This window comes from Algoriphagus aquimarinus, assembly GCF_007997215.1.
GTDB classification, from domain to species: domain Bacteria; phylum Bacteroidota; class Bacteroidia; order Cytophagales; family Cyclobacteriaceae; genus Algoriphagus; species Algoriphagus aquimarinus_A.
In genome coordinates this window covers 177,208-197,947 of the sequence record NZ_VORW01000002.1, presented here as the reverse complement: position 1 = coordinate 197,947, position 20,740 = coordinate 177,208, and the positions used below count along the sequence as shown (strand labels likewise).

Genomic DNA, 20,740 nt, shown 5'->3' with positions numbered 1-20,740 from the left:
AGGCATGAGGCCGAAAATTATAGTACATTTTAAGCACTGCTGGTGTTAGAACCTGTTAATCCTTCAAAGGCTTCAGTATACACATGGCTTCGGCAAGCATGCATCCAGACAACATAGGAGTCAAAGCCACAGGCTCATTTTCCCCAGGAGCATGCCACCAATCTCCTCCAAATAACATTGTCTTTTGATTTAAACCATTTTCAACCATCACAGTCGCAGACTTTGTGATATAGTTGTGGAATTTCTCGTGAGTTGCTGAGTCCAAATCAGGTTCATTAACTAAGCTGACAAAATAACGAAAGAAAATACCGTTAAACAGTCCGCCGTCTCCTGATGTTGAATTAGCTAGCACTCCATTATTAGTTGACATATGGTCTATCACATAATTAGAGGCTGTAATGGCATCTTCGAGGTATTGTCTGTCACCAGTGATTTTGTACAATTCATGAGCAGCACCTATAAAAGTTCCTTGATTATAAGTATAAACTGCGGGGCTTATTTCTCCCTTTCCATTCATGTTGTCAAAGACTTTTCCCTCGGTTGGATCATAAAGATTTTCCTTCAACCAAGAATATATTTTAACTGCCTCATCTAAATATTCCTGCTTAGGCTTTTCGCCAGGATTATCAATCTGATCATACATGCTGTATATTCTTGCAGCCACAATTGCAGCAGGTCCATTGGAACAGGCATTTTTTGTTTTCTCTACATCTGTTTTCCAGGTGATTCCTCCAAACCAAGGCTCCTCACTCTCAGGTCCCCATGCTGGCCATATCCAATCATTGTACATTTGTTGGGCTTTCGCAAAATATACTTCCTTCTCAGTGGATTCATACATTCGAAGCTGCGCAAGTACAATCCACTCCATGTCGTCTACAAAAACATTCCACCAGGCGTCTTCATCCCTTCCAGAGAAATTATACTTAGGTGCACCCTCCCACCAAAGTGGATAGTAGTCAAGATAAAATTGGTCAGAATTACGTTTATAGGAATCCACAATTACATCCATCGCGTGTGCCTGTGGCCAATAGTGGTTTGTGGTCATATTAGATAAATCACTACCATAATTAAAGTAGTAGCGACCCTCATACCCTTCGAAGTTTGCACCCCAAAAATGATTGACCAGAGATCGACTCATGCCATTGGCTATATTTCCCCAATAGACTTTATCTCTATTTACGTCACCGAGACTTGATTCAGTCGAGTATTGATCAGCCTCCAAACCCTGCTTTGCATCACTCTTGGTTCCGCAATAAGAAAAAACAAAGAGTAGAGAGAGAATGATAAATAAATTGATCTTATGCATCTTTTAATAAAATGGTTTTAATGAAATAATCTTATTTAATATTGCCGAAATGTGCATGCTCAGAAATCCTTTTGTCTCCTAGTACCTGAATAGTAGTAGAAGGGCCTAAATATGGATCTTCCCAAGATTGTAGCACCCACACTACTTCTTTTCTCGGTGTCACTTCTATAACTTGGATAGGTGGGTTTTTTAAATCCAATTTATCCCCCCATTGGCTGAACCACGTATTGATGATGGTATTTCCATTGTCCAAGCGAGTGGCTATCTGAGGCGAGGTCATTTTATACTGAGGATGATCATCTAATTTAAAGTCCCAAACTACCTCCTTATTTTTGTTCACTTCACGTATCCACCTATCACTTCCACAAAGCAATACATTCCCGTTTTTAAGTGGTTCAGCTGACCAAACACCCGGTGCATTTATAGACCAAACCTCATTGCCGTCAAAATCATATTCAGCTACTTTACCCAAATCCATATGAGCCAACAAATAGGTTCCGTTTTTGGTGAGTCTAGCATGTCTAAAATGACCATGGGTATTATCTGGATTTTTAACAGGAACAATGAAGCTGTGGACGATTTTATTGGTCTCAATATTCATGACATTCACTTTAGCAGGATTACCATTTTGCACATAAATGATATGCTTTTTTCCAATGGGCTGAGCTGTATGTATCTCCGTATTAGCGGGGGCTTTATAATTCCAAAGCGTCTCATCCTTTTGATTAATTAAGGTAATTCCATATTGGTGCGCGAAAAGAATATTTCCGTTGGTCATCATCACCGCATCGCTGATCTCTCCCAAGTATTCTTCCACTCTAGGACCTTTGTGCTCCCAGACCACTTTGCCATCCTTCACTATATACATGTCCTGAACTTTGGCCTCTCCAGCGTAGAGGAAATCATGCCTTGACAAATCTATTTTTGATGCTACTTCTGAATCAGTAGCCTGCTGAGCAAGCACAAAGCTTTCCACCGCAGTAATTTGAACGATGCAAATCACAAAAATTTTAGTTATAAGACTTCTTGAGATCATTTTGGCGTAGTTAATTTCTATACTATTTATAATTTAACTCCTTCATTTAAATTCCTACTCCAAAATCATAATTAAAACAACTTATTGATTAGGTTGTACTCCTTACATGAGAATTAACCTGATATGTCTAACCTTTAAGATGATTTTGTAAGCAATTCAATGATGAGAAATTGGATTACTATCTACGGTGATATTTATTTTAACTATGTATTTAAAGTAAGGACCTACTAGAGGTCCTTACTCATAAACAAGTCCTTGGCAATACCAAGTTACCTTTATCCATCTACCCAAATAACCGATTTTAAATGTGCAGGAGAATTACGCAGATGTACATTTTTTTATCCCATTCGTACATTTATTATTGAATAGCAGCGCTTTCTGAATAGCCAGGCCTAGTAATAAATTTGTCCTTACATTCACGTTTTTTGTACCCTCGTACATTTAGTACCTTTCCTTTTGAAGTAACAAAAAGTATCCTATTCTAGCTTTGTGAAAATGCTCCGGTCGATTATTAATTGTCATACACCCTTTAGTTTGAGTATATCGATACGAATTTTATGTTTTATCGCAATTTTATTTTTAGCTACCTACCGGGTTTCAGGCCAGTCCTTTCCGTACAAATTCAATTATCTGACCGTAGACGAAGGACTGTCCCATACTGATGTCAACGACATAGCCCAAGATGGTAAGGGATACATTTGGCTGGCGACTAATTTCGGTCTTGATAGGTATGATGGATATGCCATCCGGAAATTCTACAACAACAATGAACCGATCAAAAACGCGTTTAAAAACCGCATTATTAAAATATATCCCGACGAAGAGGATAATATCTGGCTAAGCTCTGAAGATGGTTTACATTGCTTCAATCCTAAAACCGAAACGTTCACAGATTTCAGCATAGGTCAAGATCAGCCAAGTCCAGTATTTTGGAATTTCTTCAAACCGGCGGGTGATTTAATTTATGGTTATCTGAATAATTCCTTTAGAGTTTTTAAGGTTAACGGTAGTCATCTTGAAGAGCAAAAAATCAATCTGCCCGAGGGAATTCAGTTTTTTGACATGCAAGCAGATCAATATGGCATCATTCATTTTGCAAGTAATAAAGGAGTGTGGCGATTGGATGAAAAGCTAAGTTTTGTCCGAGTTGCTGTAAATGGTTTGCCGGATAGCGATTTGTCAAAGGTATTTTTTGACAAACAGAATAATTTGCTACTGGCATCCGGAAACAGCCTTTTTCTTGTAAATCAGCACCAGTCTAGAAATAAGGGTTCTTCTTCCCTATCGGTTAACAAGCAGGTGACCATCGCAGATGCAGACTTGGTGCAGGTAATTTCAGTCGCCAAAAATGGAGATTACTGGATTAATACCCGAGGAGGATTAACAAGGCTGGATTCTCAATTTAATTTCATCCAAAAAATAGATAACAAAGGCACTCAGAACAGCCTGAATTCTAATACAGTTTTAAGCTCATTTATCGATCGCTCGGATTGCCTTTGGGTAGGTACTTCAAGTGGTGGCCTTAATTATTGTGACTTGAATCAAAAGCTGTTTTACACGTTAAAGAGCATTCCTGACCAGCTAAATTCTCTGAGTGGTAATAATGTGAAATCCATTCTAGAAGATGGAGAAGAGGTATGGATCGGCACAAATGCAAATGGGTTGAATCTGTATAATTTAAAAACCCAGCAATTTTCCTTTTTCAATACCAACAGTACGCCTATCAAACTCAAGGATAATGAAATAACTGCCCTGACTTTTGACTCTGATCATAACTTATGGATCGGCAGCAAGTCAGGCATTGAAATATTAAGATCTGATCGAAAAAATCTTTTGAATCCGCCAGGGTATAATCAATTTCCCACCTTTAATATCAGCACTCTTGCTAAAGACTATTTTGGAAATATCTGGTTTGGCAACATGGACAATTTCGGTGTGATCTGGAAAGATGAAAAAGGCCTATACTCTGTTAAAACTTACTTAGAAGGTTATTTCATTTTACCTGACCCAACTAAACCCCAACTATTTATTTCCAGCCGACATGGTTTGAAGCGAATCATTGTGGACAAGGAAGGAAATATTACACAAACCTTTAAGTACAATGCTTCAGCTACCCCCGGCTCCATAAGTTCCGACTATATAACAGCCCTCAGTCGCCAGAATGACAGCACCTACTGGGTCGGCACTATTGGAAGTGGACTGAACAAATTTTCATTAAAAGCAATCGACAATACTCATTCATTCAGTGCTTTTAGTGATGAATCCGGTGAATTTAACGACGTAGAAAGCGTGGAAATTGATCAGATCGGCCATGTTTGGATGGGTGGAAATGGGTTAGAACATTTGGATCCAGAAAACGGAAAAGTAATCAGATATAATAAAGATGATGGGCTTCAAGGCAACAGCTTTAAGGTCGGCGTATCTGCAAAAGGGGCTGACGGTAGGCTATACTTCGGTGGTGTGAATGGGTTGAATTACTTTTACCCAGAACAAATCAAGGCCAACGAAATTGAAGCTAAGCCTATTTTGACCGATATTCTGATCAATAATAAAAGACCACATTACTCTGCAGAAGATTCTTTGCAGAATACTCTTGGGGTTGCGATTGGTTATAGTAATGAATTAAAGCTCAGTTATTTGCAAAATAATTTTGTAATCACTTTCTCTGCCATGCATTTCGCGAATCCTTTGAAATGCGAATACCGATATAAACTGATTGGCTTTGACAACGAGTGGAACTATACAGATGGAAGACGACCAACTGCAGCCTATAGCAACCTGGATTATGAAAGATACCAACTGATAGTGGAAGCGACTAATAACGATGGAATTTGGAGTGGAAACACAGCCGAACTCACTATTGTTGTTACTCCACCTTGGTGGAAAACTGATATAGCAAAAGTCATTTATGCCCTGTTAGTGTTATCGGTTATTTCGGGAATTTACATTTACCAGGCAAGGTGGTATCGCCTGAAAAGAGAAATGGAAGTTCGAAAACTTAAGGAAAAGAAGCGAGAGGAAATGTACACGCAACGGGAAGAACTGTATCAGCAGCAGCTGACTTTTTTCACTAATATTTCGCATGAATTCCGGACTCCTTTGACGCTAATTCTTGGTCCATTGGAAAATTTGATTCGACTGAACCGAAATGGGGCAATGGATAATTCATATCAACTGATGCTCCGAAATGCGAAAAGACTTTTTAACCTGATCAGTGAGCTGATGAATTTCAGAAAAGTGGCAGAAAGTATGATCAAATTGCAGGTACAGCTTTTGGATATTAATCAGTTTTGTCAGGATCTGTACACAGAATTTCAACCTATCGCAGCGGGAAAAGAGATTGATTTTCAATTCATTGACCGTACTGAATCAACTGCAGATTGGCCGATAAAAGGACTTTTTGACAATCATATCCTTGAAAAGATTCTCCTCAACCTGTTAAATAATTCCTTTAAATACACCGGTAATGGTGGAAAAGTATATTTCGAAATCTTCAAGAATATAGAAGACTTTACTCCTTCTTTCACCACAGGTTTTAAACTTCCAAATGAATCCCATCGCGCCACTAGCTATCTATATTTTCGTGTGGTGGATTCTGGAATCGGCATTTCAAGCGATAGTATCACTCATATTTTCGATCGCTTTTATAGGATTAGCCAGGATCATCTGGGTTCCGGTGTTGGGCTAGCATTGGTAAAAAGCCTTACACAATTACACAAAGGAGATATTTACGTGTATAGTGAGCGTAATAAAGGAACAGAGATCATCATTGGAATTCCTTTAGGTGATGAAAATTATAATGAATCGGAAAGAAAGGAAGTAGGAAATGAACAAAAGCTAGGATTGGAAACGGTGGACCTTTCTGAACTTATGCCGATAAAATCACCTGATAAAGTAGCGTTTCCTGCTTCTTCATTTGGCCACAAAAGAATTCTGATTGTAGAAGACAATGAGGAGTTGAGAACATTTTTACGACAGACATTTGAGGAAAGCTATGTAATCTATCAGGCTGCAGATGGTCAAGCTGCTTTAGATATAGCCATTGAAAAAGTCCCAGATCTAATCATAAGTGATGTGATGATGCCTAGAATGAATGGAATTGAACTTTGTAAAGCAGTAAAGGAACGTTTTGAGACCAGTCATATTCCATTTATAATTCTCTCAGCGAAGGATGCGTTGGCAATCAAAATTGAAGGCTTGGAATCGGGAGCTGATTTCTATTTTGCCAAGCCATTAAGTATTGATTTGCTCCTACTAACTGTTCACAATATTTTCGAGCAAAGTGCAAAATTAAAACTTAAATACACCAATGATTATCTATCAGAAGCCACTGAACTCGTACACTCGGAGAAGGATAAGTCCTTTATTCAGGAGCTTTTGAACCTGATAGAAGATAATATAGAAGACACTGAATTGGATGTTGATTTTTTATGCAAGCATATGCATACCAGCAGAACTAAGCTTTATCAAAAAATAAAAAGTATCACGGATCAATCTGTCGGCGACTTTGTACGAACTATACGACTCAAGAAAGCGATCCAAATTATGACCCATGAGGACATCCCCTTAAATAAGGTAGTCGAAAGAATAGGCTTGCAGAGCAGCTCTAATTTTTCTAAGGTATTCAAAAAGAAATACGGCAAATCACCTTTGCAGTATATGCAAGCACTTAGGCAAAATTAGAAATCCACAGTAAACTAAATCATCGCCATCAACTAAATAAATTCTAGAGAAAAATATTGTAAGTGCTTTAACTTAAGTAGGCGTTTAATCAAGAAAGAATTGAACGTTGCAATCTCCTTCAGAAAGGTACTTGTTGCTCAAACTATTACATAACTATAACTTCTAATACGACATAAGACTTCTCATCCTGAATTTCCTAATTGAATTAATTTCATTCTTCACCTGTATACGAAACATGTGACCACACGCTGGAAGATGCTATTTTGGACAGAATTGTACACGATGTACGCCACATCGAACTACAGGGAGAATCCCTGAAAAGCAAACGAAAAATCAATCCTGCAATTCAATAACTTTAGCACGATGTAAGTCCACAATTCTTACTTAAAAAAACAATTATCACTGGGGTCTAGAGACAGGTATTGCAGCGCTGACAGGAAGTTGCTCATTAAATACCTTCAATCTGCTCGATGGGAAACACCTTATATTCCTATATAAACCCCTGAATGGACACCCTCTCTTTAGGAGTAAATAGCTATTAGGTCTTATAAGAGACAAGCAATAAGACTACAAGTCTTACTACTAGTAATAAAATGAGATTAGGTTATAAATAAAAAATGCTCTCCTCGGACTCGAGAGATATCAAATCAGCATTTAGTTTTTTCTCTTTTTTGAGAAACTTGAAAAGTTAACGGTGAAACATTGTGTACAGATAACCTTTTATACGCTGTACATCCCCAAGTTTCGCTTGGTTTTTACGTAGATCTACAAACATTTTCTAAAGACAATCCCTGATTAATTCTTCTTGCTTGCAGATTTGCATTCCATAGTTAAATAGATCCGCTACATGCTTTCGATAGATATAATTAAAGTCTGGGCTTTTTTCATTTGAACAGGAAAGTATCTCCACTCTTCACTTATAAAGAGTTTTAATTGAGGTCAAACAACCTCAATATTTTAAAATATTTTTATTCGCACATGAAAAAATCTATCACATACAGTTTTCACACCTGATAATTAGACAGTATGGTTTTATCATTCTATTCAGGATTTTTTTACTTGGTGTAAAAAGGAAAATAAGAGCTAACTATGAACTCATTTAGACGCGAGAAATTCATTGACTTCCAGCCAGTATATGAAAGCGTCAAACCAGCGATTACTTGTTCGGTTTGGATTGCCAAGACCAAAGCCATGACCACCGTTTTGGTATAGGTGGAATTCAACCGGAATACCTGCTTTGTACCAGGAATCAATCACTCCAAATTGGCCTCTAAAAAGAAAATCGTCTGTGGCAATAACGTTGAACATGGGAGGAGCATTTTTAGGAACTTCTACCGGACCCATACCGCCATATATCGGGCCGATAAAGGCCAATTTCATAGTCTTAGAGTTGAGAGTGCTGTGCATGGTCAGACCTGCTCCAGCAGAGAAACCTATCATACCTAATCGCTTTGGATCTACTCCCCACTCTTCTGCCCGATCCAAGATCATGGCATAGGCAGCTTCAGCATCTTCCAATTGATCTGAGAGATCAAAGGGAGCTGGAGTTGGCCGGGTCGCAGGTTGAGAACCAGCAGGGGCTGGTGGTGGAGCTAAGGTTTGGTTCATTGATTCTTTGAAACCGTCCAAAGATTCAGGAGTTGGGCGAAGTCTGTACTTCAGAACGAAGGCAGCAATTCCCTGCTTTGCCAATGCCTCTGCAACTTCCCATCCTTCATTTTTCAAAGAAAGCCATCTGTATCCACCGCCCGGTGCAACGAGTACCGCTGCTCCCGTAGCCGTGCCCGGCGCGGGCAAAAAAGGAGTCAAAGTTGCCACAGTGATGTTTCGTGCCATAGGGTCTCCCCATTGTTTGAACCATGTTTCTGAGGCTGGTTGGTTTTCAACGCCACCAGTACCAAGCAAAATTGCATGAGGTTCAGCTGGAGTTTCTAATGGATAAATAGTGCCATCCTGTGCCATGGCGGAGGAAGCAATTAAAAGGCATGAAGCCAGAATTGAGGTCTTAAATAGGTTCATTTTTGTATTGGGTTTTGTTAATTGGTTAAAATCTAACAGGCAATTCGGGAAAATTCACCTAGTCCAATTCTACTTAAATAAAAGCGGCGCAAACGTAGACAGGTTATTTCTCCATACCGGCCAGGCATGTCCACCAGGATATTCTGAATAGGTATAGTCAATATTCATTTCATCAAATTTCTTCATCATGACCTGACAATTTTGGTAAGCAATATCTTCCTTGCCTCCCATAGCAATCCAGAACTCCTTTAGGTCTGAGTTGATTTTGGTTGAATTTTCCTTCATAAACTCGTACTGAGCATCTGTGATATCAGATTGTTGGTTAGCAAACCAACCCGAGCTGAATACGCCCAAATAAGAAAATATATCCGTATTATTCACACCTGCATAAAGGGTTTGGATTCCCCCCATAGATAAGCCAGCCAAAGCACGATTTTCTGCTCCTATTTTTACCCGGTAATTCTTTTCGATATAAGGAATAAGACTTTCCTTCAACTCTCGTTCAAATTGCTTCAGTCCATTTTCGGTAAAAGCACTGGCAGGCATATTTCCATCTGGCATCACCACCAACATCGGTTTTGCTTTCCCATCTGCTATCAGGTTATCCAAAATCAAATCAGTTTTACCTTGATTTGCCCAACCTGTCTCATCTTCTCCTCCCCCATGATAAATGTATAAGGCAGGATATTTTTCTGAAGTTTGAATATCATATCCCGGAGGTGTATAAAGGAAAAACTGTCTCCAGCTTCTCAAAGCATTTGAGAAATACCGAACTCTTCTCACTTCACCATGAGGAACATTTTTAAGTTCGTAATAGCCATCTCCTTTAAATGGTACCTCTATCCCACTGGCCATTCTACCCATTCCATAAAATGTTTCACTTGCTGGATCTGCAACTGCTACCCCATCAATGATCAATGAATAATAATGAAAACCCTCGCTGAGTGAATCAGTTTTGACTTCCCATATACCTTCACCATTCTTCACCATATCGTATTTCTTACCGAGGTCCAACTGCACTTTTTGGGCTTCTGGAGCTTTTAACTGGAAAGCAGCACGATGATCCGGGAAAATCTGTGGAAAACTTGAAGCACCAATGTTAGTAGCTGAAGGCATTCCTAAGGGACTGTATTTATTGAATTTGGATTGATCAACTGGTTTAAAAAGGAGCTGTGAGAACATATAAAGTCCGTTCTTCCATACTTTGAAATCATGTCCCCCAGTTTCCAAATAGTAAATATGCGGTACATCATTCTCTAGCAGATAATCGTGCGTACGAGAGCTGAAACTCAGCAATCCATCCGCATCACCGCAGGATATCCAAAGCACTTTTAGCAGTTCTTTTGCCTTCTCAGGATCTGGAACAAGGAGTTCTGGCGCTTTAGTATTTGGAGCTGAAGAAAAGCCTCCTACCCAAGCAAACTTGTCTAAGTTGCCCAAGCCAAAATTCAGTGACTGCCCTCCACCCATGGAAAGACCTGCAATTGCGCGGCTTTCTCTATCGGTAAGAACTGGATAGTTTTTTTCAATGTGAGGGATCAGATCACTCAATAGATCCTGTTCGAAGGTAGCAAAAGCAGCCACTTTATCAGGAGCCATGATATTTCCACCTGCACTATCATCCTTCATGGCTCTGCCGTTTGGCATGACCACAATCATGGGTTCCAACTTTCCTTGCGCATAAAGGTTATCCAAGATGATCTCTGGATGTCCCCCTTTGAGCCATTCTTTTTCATCTCCGCCAATACCATGTAGCAGATAAAGAACTGGATACTTTGTCTTTTTCGAATAGCCCGGAGGCGTATAGACCAAGGCTTTCCGAGTGGAGCCAACTGTCTTGGATGAATAGTTGATGGTATCAATTTTCCCGTGAGAAATACCATCTTTAACTTTGTCAAAACCCGCGGGGGCTTCTTTTTCCAGTTGCTGGGCATTGAGTTGCCCCACAAACAGAAACAATAGGATTAATAGGTTTTTTAAGAGTTTCATATAGGGTTACTTTCTGGGTTAAATTATTTCTATTATAAGCTTTGGGATTATTCTTTCATCAGAAGCTCAGCCATTTTTTCTCCATATCTGGATCCCAACAAGCGATAACCTGCGGCCGAAAAATGAAGTCCATCCGGAATAGCCTCACAATCAGCCGATGAAATCACATAGGAATTTGGAATTACTGATGGAAGTGTAGCAATGATTGGGTTCATGCTCGCACACTTGCCACCTTGCTCAGCACTGACTAGTTCACCCGCTAATAAAGGAACAGAATCGGGAGCTAATCCTAAATCGCTTAGCAAATTATCATATACTCCTTCCACTTTCTTTGGCCAAAATTGGTCACCTGTGTTAGACTCACCTTGATGCAGCAAAATCCCTTTGATGACTCCATCCTGCTGGGCAAGCTTTGCGAGCTCAACCAAACTTCCATATGGATTTCCATCGTACTGGGCGATCATCCCTTTCATCCATCCTGGAGCAGTTTCTACATAGGTTCCATAACTGTCTTTTTCAAAAAGCTCAATTTTACAACCTCCCACAGAAACATTGATGATCCCGATTTTGATGCTATCTGGAAGACTAGCAGCGAGAGTTTTACCGAAATAATCTCCCGGAGTAATCCCGGTATTACAGCGGCTAAGTGGGGGAACGGCAGGATACCAATTCCCTTTTTTCCGATTTAAGTCTGGACAATCCACTGCTTGGAGCAGCATAAATCGTTCATTAGCTACCGTATCCTGCGGTTCAAATCTGGCATTTCCTTCCATGTTGGATTGACCGAAACTCAGAAATATGTAAAAGTTAGGGTCCTGTGAAAACCCTTTCTGGGAAGTCAGTAAGAGTAAAAAGAGAATTGAAAAGAAGATGCTAGGCTTTTTCATTTTGGGTATAGGTTAGGTTTGAGAGCTTAATTAGGCTTTCTCCTTATAGGCTTTTGGGCATAAATTCATAGGTCTCGCCCGCCTCAGTCTTTAAGTCATAGACGCTGGTTTCACCAAGATCAGGTAAGTCAATTGTAGCTTGTGGCGATACAATAGGCTCGGCAGTTACTGGCACCTGGTAGAAAGGATTGGTATTTTCTCCAGATGCTTTTAAAAGCACACTTCCATTTTCTAAAGTCAAAGCATTTGGAACTCTCAATCGTAGATTTCCTCCGATTGTCGATTTAATCACCGCTTTTTCAATCTTCCCATCTTTCCATGTCAGTTCTACTACCTCAAATCCACCTTTGGCACGAATTCCGGTGATGCTTCCTTCTTGCCAAACGTCCGGTAAGGCAGGTAAAAGATGTATTTCACCGTTGGCACTTTGCACCAGCATTTCGGTAATCCCTGAAGTGCAACCGAAGTTTCCATCAATCTGGAAGGGAGGATGTGCATCAAAAAGGTTGTTATAAGAACCACCGCCCCCTTGGTTAGAACCTACTGGAGAGAGTTGATTTTGGATCAGTTTGTAGGCATGGTTGCCATCGAGCATCCTTGCCCACCAATTCACTTTCCAACCCATGCTCCATCCTGTGGAAACATCTCCCCGCTGAATTAGTGTGTTTTTAGCTGCTGAAGACAGTTCTGGTGTGCGCAATGGTGAAATCTGATTGGATGGGAATAATCCATACAAATGCGAAATATGTCTATGATGATCATTAGGATCGTCGATATCATCCAGCCATTCCTGTAGCTGCCCATGCTTCCCGATCTGCATTGGCGGAAGTCTATCTCTCATCGCACGAAGAGAATCTGCAAAAGATTGATCCTTGCCTAGCATCTCTGCCGCCTGAATCACTGCACTAAATGCATCAAAAACCAGTTGATTGTCCATCGTAGTTCCAGCATCTAAGGAAGAACCATCATGTGCAGCTGGGGCATTCTCTGGAGAAGTTCCAGGATTTACTACTAACCATTTATTATCGGGATGCTCTACCAAGAAATCAACATAGAACATCGCAGCACCTTTCAAAACCGGATAGATTGACTTCAGATAATCCATATCCCCGCTGTATTGGAAATGATCCCACATATGCTGACTAGTCCAAGCTCCTCCTCCACTCCAAATTCCCCAGAAAATCGCATCCACCGGACCTGTAATCCTCCAAATGTCAGTATTGTGGTGAGCCATCCAGCCTCTGGCACCATACATTACTCGGGCAGTTTCTTCCCCTGCTTCTGCCATCTCAGAAACCATTTTCAGGAAGGGCTCATGAAGCTCTTGCAGATTAGTTTTCTCAGCCGGCCAGTAGTTCATCTGTGCATTGATATTAATTGTGTATTTACTGTCCCATGGAGGTGACATCTGTTGATTCCAAATGCCCTGAAGGTTTGCAGGCTGTCCTCCTGGCTGGGAAGAAGAGATCAAAAGGTATCGACCATATTGATAATAGAGCGTAACCAACTGGGGATCATTTGCAGATCTGAAGTTCTTTAAACGTTCGTCAGTTGGGAGATTTGATGCCTCAGACTTCCCTAAATCCAAACTCACACGATTGAAATACTTTTGATAATCTACCAAGTTTGTCTTCAATAAGTCATCATAGGTTTTGGATGAACCTTTTGCCATAAAAGCCTCTGCTCTTGCATTTTCATCACCTGCGAGATCTTTGTAATTGTTGAAATTGGTAGCGATGGCTATATAGATTGTCACCTCATCAGCATCAGATACTATCAGTGTAGAATCAGTAGATGAAATTCTACCTCCCAAAGTTTTGATTTTAGTTAGGCTCTTGAATTTCACCTCACCTTGCACCCCTTCATGATCAGTGGTAGTACCCGAAATTGTCAATTCGTTTTCTGAGTTGAGGCCAATAGTCGAATTTGGCTGAGGTGTTGCCATGGAGGCGGTAAAAGATATTTTCCCCGGTTTGCTTGCTGTCAAGTGAACAGCAATAACATTATCAGCGAAGGAAGCGATGGATTCACGGGTATAAGTTACCCCATCCACTACATAACTTACTTTGGAAATCGCCCGCTCAATATCCAGTTCCCTGCGATATTGGCTAAACTCATCGTGACCCTCAAAGGCGATTTTCAGATCTCCTACAGGCTGAAACTTCTGCCCGTGAGACTTCTTGCTTTGTATCGTCTTTGCTGCAAGCTGTTCCGCTTCCTTTTGTTTTCCCTCGAAAATCAATCTTCGGATTTCCGGTAAAGCTGCCAAAGCATCTGGATTATCATTTCTGTTTGGCCCGCCTGACCAGACAGTATGCTCATTCAAGCGGATCAGCTCATTTTCCACATTGCCATAGATCATGGCTCCCAATCTCCCATTTCCAATGGGCAGGGCATCTGTCCACACCTCGGCGGCAGGTTGCTTATACCAAAGAGTAAGAGGCGAGCTTTCCTGAGCGAAACTCTGTAAGGAAAGGAAGACGAAAAAAGAAAACATCACATTTTTCATGAGATAAAATTTTGGATTTTGGCAATTCTCTCTTTTCCTGCTAAGGATCATTGAGACACCTTTGTTAATTATTAAAATACTGACAATCAATCAGCTGAATACTATTCTATCACCTATTTGGACCAGACAAACTTCCTTCAAAAACTTCTGACTCGACCTTTGAAGATTGAATTGAAACTTTGAAAGAAAGGTTGGTGCCTAATGGAATAAATTCGTCAAAAGGAAGATCTACTGTTACTCCTTCAAAAGGCTGGATTCCTTTGATTTTCTTGGTGGAAACGAAAGCACTTTTCCCATCTTCAAAAATCTCCACCGACACCATTGCTTTTTTGGAATTCACCTGGCCAAAATTCTCTACTTTGACACGGACAATCCCTTGCTCTTTTAAAATCTCAGGCTTTCTTGCAGAAAGGATTGCCTGATTATAATCCACCCAAGGAAGTCTGGAGTAACCAAATACCATTTCTCCATTTTGGTTTTTTCCAAGCATTTTCCCTGCAAAATTATCTTCCTTGAAACCATTCCCTTTTCCTTCAAAAGTGATTTCCAGATCATTTCCTTTGACTTTAGAACTCAACACTTTTGAGCCTCTGCCAAAATTGACTTCTTCTGAGGCTCCATATCGTAAGGAAGAAAGATCCAAGTCATTCTGAGGATCAAAACCCGATTCAGCTTTGACCAATACCTTCATCGTTTTTGTACTTGCGGTTACTTGCTTTTTATTTAGCAAATCCAGCTGCATACCAACTTTTAATGGGATTCCTATATTTTTTGAACTGTGGGAATCATTGGGTTTGTCCTCATTTTTCAAGGTATCAATCACGGCAAAATTTGCCTGAACAGCCCTACCTAGATCATCCTGAAAAATCTTGATCCGCTCATATTTAAACCAATCTTCATTCGTTCCATCTTCATAAATCGATATTCCCGGCATGTATGCTTCCCCTGGATCAATTTTCCAATGCACGCCATCTTTGGATCTCTGATAAAATGCAATTCTCCCTAACCAATCATTGACAATCAGATGGTACTGCACATTATCTTTCCAGATCACTGGATCTTCAAACCTACCATCCACAGGGGGATATACCCTTTCGTTAGAAACCTGATTAAATTTACCCAGTCCATCTTGGTTAAACCAAACTCCACCACCACGACAAACCATAAGATAGGAACCATCCTCCCTACGTACGAAGGTCAAATTTGAAAGACCTTCTATAATTGGCCTATCTCTTTGGTCAAATTCAAATTTGCCATATTCCCAAGGTCCATTTAGCGTATTGGCTACATAGTAACCATCAATAACATAGACTACAAACCTACCGTCTGCTGTCTTATAAACTTCCGGATTGTGACCTTTTCCTACTTCATCCAAAACCTTGAACGGTCCCATTGAATTATCAGATACTGCATGTACGACAATAGAATTAGACCATTCATGATGCCCTTTTGGAGAATCTTCCCTCCATCGACAAACGAATAGATGAAATTGTCCATCTTCTCCTTCTAAAATATTTCCTCCCCAATAAGACCATTCATTATCCTCTATACCATTATCCACGTACCGAGGCTTCACTGTAGCTGTCCCCCAAGTATCTGAAGTAAGCTGTCCAACTGGAGATATAGGTTGAAATAAATCAATAAACTTTCCTCCCGGAACAAGGTCTATCCACTCTGCAGGCTTGGCTCGCTCTTGAATTTGGGCCCAGCTTTTCGTAGGTATATAGGCGACAGTTCCTAAAAGGAGTATTACAAAGAGCTTATTGAAATTTTTCTGTTTCATTTTATGATACATACTATAAAAAATAAGCTTCTTAAATAAGAGTATTGATTAACAGGCATTTTGGGATAGGTTTTTAAATTTTAGGTTAAGGTTGAGCGCAAAGAAATCACTGGGTTATCACATCGATCTCGGCATAGCCAGCTGAATTATTGTTCTGGGTATTCTTCAATGCTGTGAGCTTAATATATCTCGCTTTCTTAGTTGCGAATTCCTTACTCTGCCAAAGCGGATTGTTGTTGATATTGGAAAATTCACCTTGACTCACCTTAGTCCAGGATTTATTGTCCAGAGAAACGGAGAACTCATACTCGGTAATAATTCCACTCGACCAAAGGTTTTGATCTGGGAGATATCTAAAACCGATAAGCTCCTCCTCTTTCCCCATGTCAATCACCAAATCAACAGGAAGCTTTGTTTCCCTTGATTGATGCCAAACTGTATTGGGATTTCCATCAATAATTTGCCCAACACGCTCATTTTCTACGGAAATGACCTTCCAGCTTTTTCTGGAAATATCAAAACTTTCCTCCGTCACCGGACTGCTCTTTTGAGAATCTGGATCATAGGCCATAGCAGCGACCTGTGCTTTGCCATCACCAGTTGAAATAAGGTCTGAATAAACCTGTGAATCTGTTGTTGGCTCGCTTCCATCCAGCGTATAGTAAATCACTGACTCCTCATCAGCTGGAATGATCCGGATATTTCCTGACTGCTCCCGGATTATACTCGGTGAAGTCAAAATTTGAGGAGCATTGAATACACCGACCGATGAAATGAGAAAATTGCTTTTTGAATCTGTAATGTTCAGACGGAACTTGGTAGCTTCTACGGTTGGGAACTGCAAGATTCTCTTGTATCCAATCGTGGTTTGGCTATCCAGTTCTTTCCACTCTCCGTCCACCATTGCCTCTATTGTAAATGCTTTTACTCGCTGCCCTAAACGAATGTATTCCTGAACCATAAAGCGGTTAATACTTGTCGGCTCATCAAAGGATATCGTCAGCGAACCCGTATTTACTCCATCGTCAGTTGCCCAATACGATTCTTTGTCTCCATCTAAAGCCTTTGATGCATCATATTTACTACTTCCGCCGCGCACATTGGAAGCTTCTGCATCTGCATTTAGTGCAAGATCCTCATCAAATGCTTCTTTGACAGCTTTTGCAAAAGCCAATACATTTTCCTCGTCCTTTTCATGAATCAAGCCGTTTGGCATGATAGCAAAATTGAGCAGCAAGGTCCCATTTCTTCCTACGGAATTGTAATATGTATCCATCAAAACAGGAAGTGTTTTGACTTTGGAATCTTCTCTTTTATGGTAAAACCACTCTGGGCGAATGGAAGTATTGACTTCCCCTGGCACCCAGGCATTTCCGTTTTCAACACCGTGGCGCAACATATCCTCTGGCACATCTCCAAGAGAATCCAATAAGCTCCAATTGGTTTCTCCCACATAGCCAGATTCTGTTCCTACCCAGCGAAGATCTGCTCTTTTGCCTCCATCATTCCAAATGACAATGTTCGGCTGAAGTTTGCGCACCAAATCGTACGTATTTGCCCAATCATAATAAGTCGTGCGGTCAATTTTTCGAGTTTCATTTGCTCCACCATAGTAACCCGAACCACCATTGGCACCATCAAACCAAACTTCAAAAATATCCCCATAATTGGTAAGCAATTCAGTCAATTGATTTCGGAAATAAGTGATGTATTCAGGCTTGCCATAGTCTGCAAAATTCCTGTCCCAAGGAGAAAGATAAACTCCGAACTTTAATCCATATTCCTTGCATGCATCCGCTAATTCCCGTACGATATCGCCCTTTCCATCTTTATAAGGAGAGCTAGTCATATCATAATCGGTGTATTCAGAAGGCCAAAGACAAAAACCGCTGTGGTGCTTGGCCGTCAAAATCAACCCAGTCATTCCAGCCTCCTTGGCAATTCTTGCCCATTGGCGCACATCAAGTTCTTTTGGGTCAAAAGTGCTTGGATCCTCATTTCCAAAGCCCCAAGACATATCCGTGTAGGTATTGACTGAAAAATGGATAAATCCATAATATTCCATCTCCTGCCAGTTCATCTGGTTTTCGTCCGGCACGGGGCCGAAAGGTTCGGGTGGTTTCACTTCTTCACATGCAGTGAATAGCAGACCCAGAATAAAGAACATACTGAAAATAAAGCCCTTGTTACACATTTTTACTCCTTGGTTAATTTTATGATTCTCACTTATTAGATGCTGAAGCAATTCACTGCTGCTTCCTTTTAACTCAATTCTACTTTTATTCAATTCACATTTCAACCATTGCCTTGATCACTCCAGTCTCAGGATCCAGCCAGGACGGGAAATCTTCTTTTACCTGATCAAAGCTTACCCGGTGAGTGATGTAATTATCCACAGACAATTGCCCTGAAGCCATAGCATCTAACACCTGCATAAAATCGGCTCTTGTGGCATTTCTGCTACTCATCAATGTGGCTTCTCGCTTATGAAATTCAGGGTGGGAAAAAGCAATTTCACCTTTTTGCAAGCCCACCAAGACGTAGGTTCCGCCATGCGCTATGTATTGAAATCCTTGGTTGATGGCGGCCAAGCTACCCGTGGCATCAATGACTACATCACAGAAATCCCCGTTTGTGATTTCCTGTATTGCCTCATTGGCAGTTTTACCAGCTTTCACCACATGTGGGATTTTCCAAACTTCCTTACAAAACTCCAATCTCTTCGCGTTGATATCCATCGCGATGACCGTAGCTCCTGCGATTCGTGCAAACTCCATAACTCCTAATCCAATAGGGCCTGCACCAATTACCAATACAAACTGCCCTGGCTTCACTCCTGCCCTGCGCACTCCATGAGCGCCTATGGCAAAAGGCTCCGCCATCGCAAGTTGCTCAAGGCTAAGACCTTCTTTTTTAACCAAAGATGCGATGGGTAAAGAGACATATTCCCGCATTCCTCCATCCTCATGAACTCCAAAAACACTGATTTTCTGACAGCAATTTGGTTTACCATTTCTACAGGCCACGCAAGTTCCACAGTTGAAATAGGGAATCACTGTGACTAAATCACCTTTCAGGATTTCCTCATTATCTCCAATTTCAATCACCTCACCAGCCAGCTCATGTCCCAAAATCCTTGGGTAAGAGAAAAAAGGTTGGGTACCTTCAAATGCATGAAGATCCGTACCGCAAATACCTATTTTCTTGATTTTGACAATAGCCCTACCTTCTGAAAGCTGTGGAATAGTGCTTTCTTGATATTCAAATTCTCCCGGTGTTTTACAGGATAATATTTTCATGTGATTATAATTTTCTTTTAATGGCCATCCCGATCGCTATCGGGAGGAATCTCGCAATGCTGCAAATCATTCTTGTTTATGACTCGTGGTCCTTGCTCGATTTCATGTTGTTTGATTCAAATTAAATTCTGATAAATAGTCAGCGAGCATCCCTTTATCTTTCATTTCATCCCAAAAAGCATTTGGGAGTTTGGTGGAGCAAAACTCCGCGTTTGCATGAATTCTCCTAGGAGAAGTGGAGTTGAGCGCTATACAATTAACTCCGGGGAGCTGAAGTGCAAATTGAATACAGGCATGTGCTGGATCTATTCCATGGTCTTCACAAATTTGGAAGAACTGGTATCTCCACTCATGTCTTTGCTGATAGTGCGGATCGCTTTTTTCCATCTTTTGATAGTCAAAATAATCTCCTCCAACCAAGAATCCTGATTGAAATACAGCCGAATTGATAATTCCTACTTCCTCCTTTTCCAATTTACACATAAAGTGAAATAGGGCCTCGGGATGATCGTATATCGTCATACTATTGGCAATCATCACCCAATCAAGCTTCACCTTTGAATAGATCTTTTCGATTACTTTCCAATTTTTGGACCCCACACCAATTGCTTTCACCTTGCCGGCTTGTTTCAATTCATCCAATGCCGCATAGCCATCCAGAATATCAGCAAATCGTTTTTCGTAATCTTTAGGGGAATCTGCCTGATCCAAATACTCGTCCGGATCATGGATGGAAACCAACTGACTATCGTATCCTTTCAACAGCACATTCCCCTCTTCAAAGCAAGTTAAGATTCCCTGATAACTGATGTCCTGCACCGCATCATGGCTAAGATCCTTCCAGACATCTTTTTCAAAAGTTGGTTCTCCTTGCAAAGGAGCCTGCTTCCATCCCAGCTTATTGCTAATCAAGACCTTCTCTTTTGGAATTTGCAAATCATTCAGAGCTTGCCCCAGAGTTTCCAAAGCCAAACCTGCTCCATATTTCCCTGCCGAATCAAAGACAATCTCATCCTTGAAGCATTCCAAAGCGGCTATTACTAATTCCAGCTTTTCTCCATAAGGTTTGGCTTCATAGAGATTCCCCAAAGAGCTTGTCCCTATAATCATAGAAGGTATTTCTATGCCTGTATTCCCTAACTCCATAATTCTAAACGCTTCAACTCTTTACTTTATCAATATTTTGTATGGACTAAATCTATTTTACCAAAACAATAAACCAATATCAT

Annotated in this window: 12 protein-coding genes; 2 read left to right on the top strand and 10 right to left on the bottom strand. The window is 40.6% G+C overall.

The window, feature by feature from the left end; translation table 11 throughout:
• Positions 1-55 precede the first annotated feature (55 nt).
• Both ESV85_RS05405 and ESV85_RS05400 read right to left on the bottom strand, forming a co-directional pair.
• A complete protein-coding gene (locus ESV85_RS05405) occupies positions 56-1,306 on the bottom strand; it encodes a glycoside hydrolase family 76 protein (protein WP_146915494.1) in 1,251 nt (416 codons plus the stop codon).
• Between the two features lie 31 nt (positions 1,307-1,337).
• Positions 1,338-2,342 (bottom strand): hypothetical protein, encoded by a 1,005-nt coding sequence (locus tag ESV85_RS05400; protein WP_146915492.1) that lies wholly within the window; start codon positions 2,340-2,342, stop codon positions 1,338-1,340.
• Between the two features lie 534 nt (positions 2,343-2,876).
• On the opposite strand from ESV85_RS05400, the gene ESV85_RS05395 reads away from it, so the two are divergent.
• Positions 2,877-7,025, top strand: a complete 4,149-nt coding sequence (locus tag ESV85_RS05395) for a two-component regulator propeller domain-containing protein (protein ID WP_191321941.1) — start codon at positions 2,877-2,879, stop codon at positions 7,023-7,025.
• 248 nt (positions 7,026-7,273) lie between these two features.
• On the top strand, positions 7,274-7,378 hold the full coding sequence (locus ESV85_RS22460) for an ATP-binding protein (RefSeq protein WP_223275935.1): 105 nt from the start codon (positions 7,274-7,276) through the stop codon (positions 7,376-7,378).
• Between the two features lie 742 nt (positions 7,379-8,120).
• Here the strand turns inward: ESV85_RS22460 and ESV85_RS05385 are convergent.
• From ESV85_RS05385 to ESV85_RS05350, 8 genes are all read right to left on the bottom strand, one after another.
• Positions 8,121-9,044, bottom strand: a complete 924-nt coding sequence (locus ESV85_RS05385) for an alpha/beta hydrolase (protein WP_146915488.1) — start codon at positions 9,042-9,044, stop codon at positions 8,121-8,123.
• 69 nt (positions 9,045-9,113) lie between these two features.
• Positions 9,114-11,033: an alpha/beta hydrolase-fold protein gene (locus tag ESV85_RS05380; RefSeq protein WP_146915486.1), complete on the bottom strand. Its 1,920-nt coding sequence runs from the start codon at positions 11,031-11,033 to the stop codon at positions 9,114-9,116.
• A gap of 47 nt (positions 11,034-11,080) precedes the next feature.
• Complete coding sequence (locus ESV85_RS05375) at positions 11,081-11,920, bottom strand: sialate O-acetylesterase (protein WP_146915484.1); 840 nt, start codon at positions 11,918-11,920, stop codon at positions 11,081-11,083.
• Between the two features lie 43 nt (positions 11,921-11,963).
• The gene (locus tag ESV85_RS05370) at positions 11,964-14,429 is read right to left on the bottom strand and encodes a glycosyl hydrolase family 95 catalytic domain-containing protein (RefSeq protein ID WP_146915482.1); all 2,466 of its coding nucleotides are present in this window, start codon (positions 14,427-14,429) and stop codon (positions 11,964-11,966) included.
• Between the two features lie 109 nt (positions 14,430-14,538).
• On the bottom strand, positions 14,539-16,212 hold the full coding sequence (locus ESV85_RS05365; protein ID WP_146915480.1) for a glycoside hydrolase family protein: 1,674 nt from the start codon (positions 16,210-16,212) through the stop codon (positions 14,539-14,541).
• Positions 16,213-16,318: 106 nt separating this feature from the next.
• A complete protein-coding gene (locus tag ESV85_RS05360) occupies positions 16,319-18,406 on the bottom strand; it encodes an alpha-L-fucosidase (RefSeq protein WP_410488845.1) in 2,088 nt (695 codons plus the stop codon).
• A gap of 94 nt (positions 18,407-18,500) precedes the next feature.
• Positions 18,501-19,511 carry a zinc-binding alcohol dehydrogenase family protein gene (locus ESV85_RS05355; protein ID WP_146915478.1) on the bottom strand — a complete coding sequence of 337 codons (1,011 nt, stop codon included), beginning with the start codon at positions 19,509-19,511 and terminating at the stop codon, positions 18,501-18,503.
• Positions 19,512-19,613: 102 nt separating this feature from the next.
• The gene (locus ESV85_RS05350; RefSeq protein WP_146915476.1) at positions 19,614-20,657 is read right to left on the bottom strand and encodes an aldo/keto reductase; all 1,044 of its coding nucleotides are present in this window, start codon (positions 20,655-20,657) and stop codon (positions 19,614-19,616) included.
• Positions 20,658-20,740 lie beyond the last annotated feature (83 nt).

Coding starts and splice junctions, on each gene's coding strand:
- ESV85_RS05350 (WP_146915476.1), bottom strand. CDS start 20,657: ATGGAGTTAGGGAATACAGGCATAGAAATACCTTCTATGATTATAGGG.
- ESV85_RS05365 (WP_146915480.1), bottom strand. CDS start 16,212: ATGAAACAGAAAAATTTCAATAAGCTCTTTGTAATACTCCTTTTAGGA.
- ESV85_RS05405 (WP_146915494.1), bottom strand. CDS start 1,306: ATGCATAAGATCAATTTATTTATCATTCTCTCTCTACTCTTTGTTTTT.
- ESV85_RS05370 (WP_146915482.1), bottom strand. CDS start 14,429: ATGAAAAATGTGATGTTTTCTTTTTTCGTCTTCCTTTCCTTACAGAGT.
- ESV85_RS05355 (WP_146915478.1), bottom strand. CDS start 19,511: ATGAAAATATTATCCTGTAAAACACCGGGAGAATTTGAATATCAAGAA.
- ESV85_RS05375 (WP_146915484.1), bottom strand. CDS start 11,920: ATGAAAAAGCCTAGCATCTTCTTTTCAATTCTCTTTTTACTCTTACTG.
- ESV85_RS05380 (WP_146915486.1), bottom strand. CDS start 11,033: ATGAAACTCTTAAAAAACCTATTAATCCTATTGTTTCTGTTTGTGGGG.
- ESV85_RS05385 (WP_146915488.1), bottom strand. CDS start 9,044: ATGAACCTATTTAAGACCTCAATTCTGGCTTCATGCCTTTTAATTGCT.
- ESV85_RS05400 (WP_146915492.1), bottom strand. CDS start 2,342: ATGATCTCAAGAAGTCTTATAACTAAAATTTTTGTGATTTGCATCGTT.
- ESV85_RS05360 (WP_410488845.1), bottom strand. CDS start 18,406: ATGTGTAACAAGGGCTTTATTTTCAGTATGTTCTTTATTCTGGGTCTG.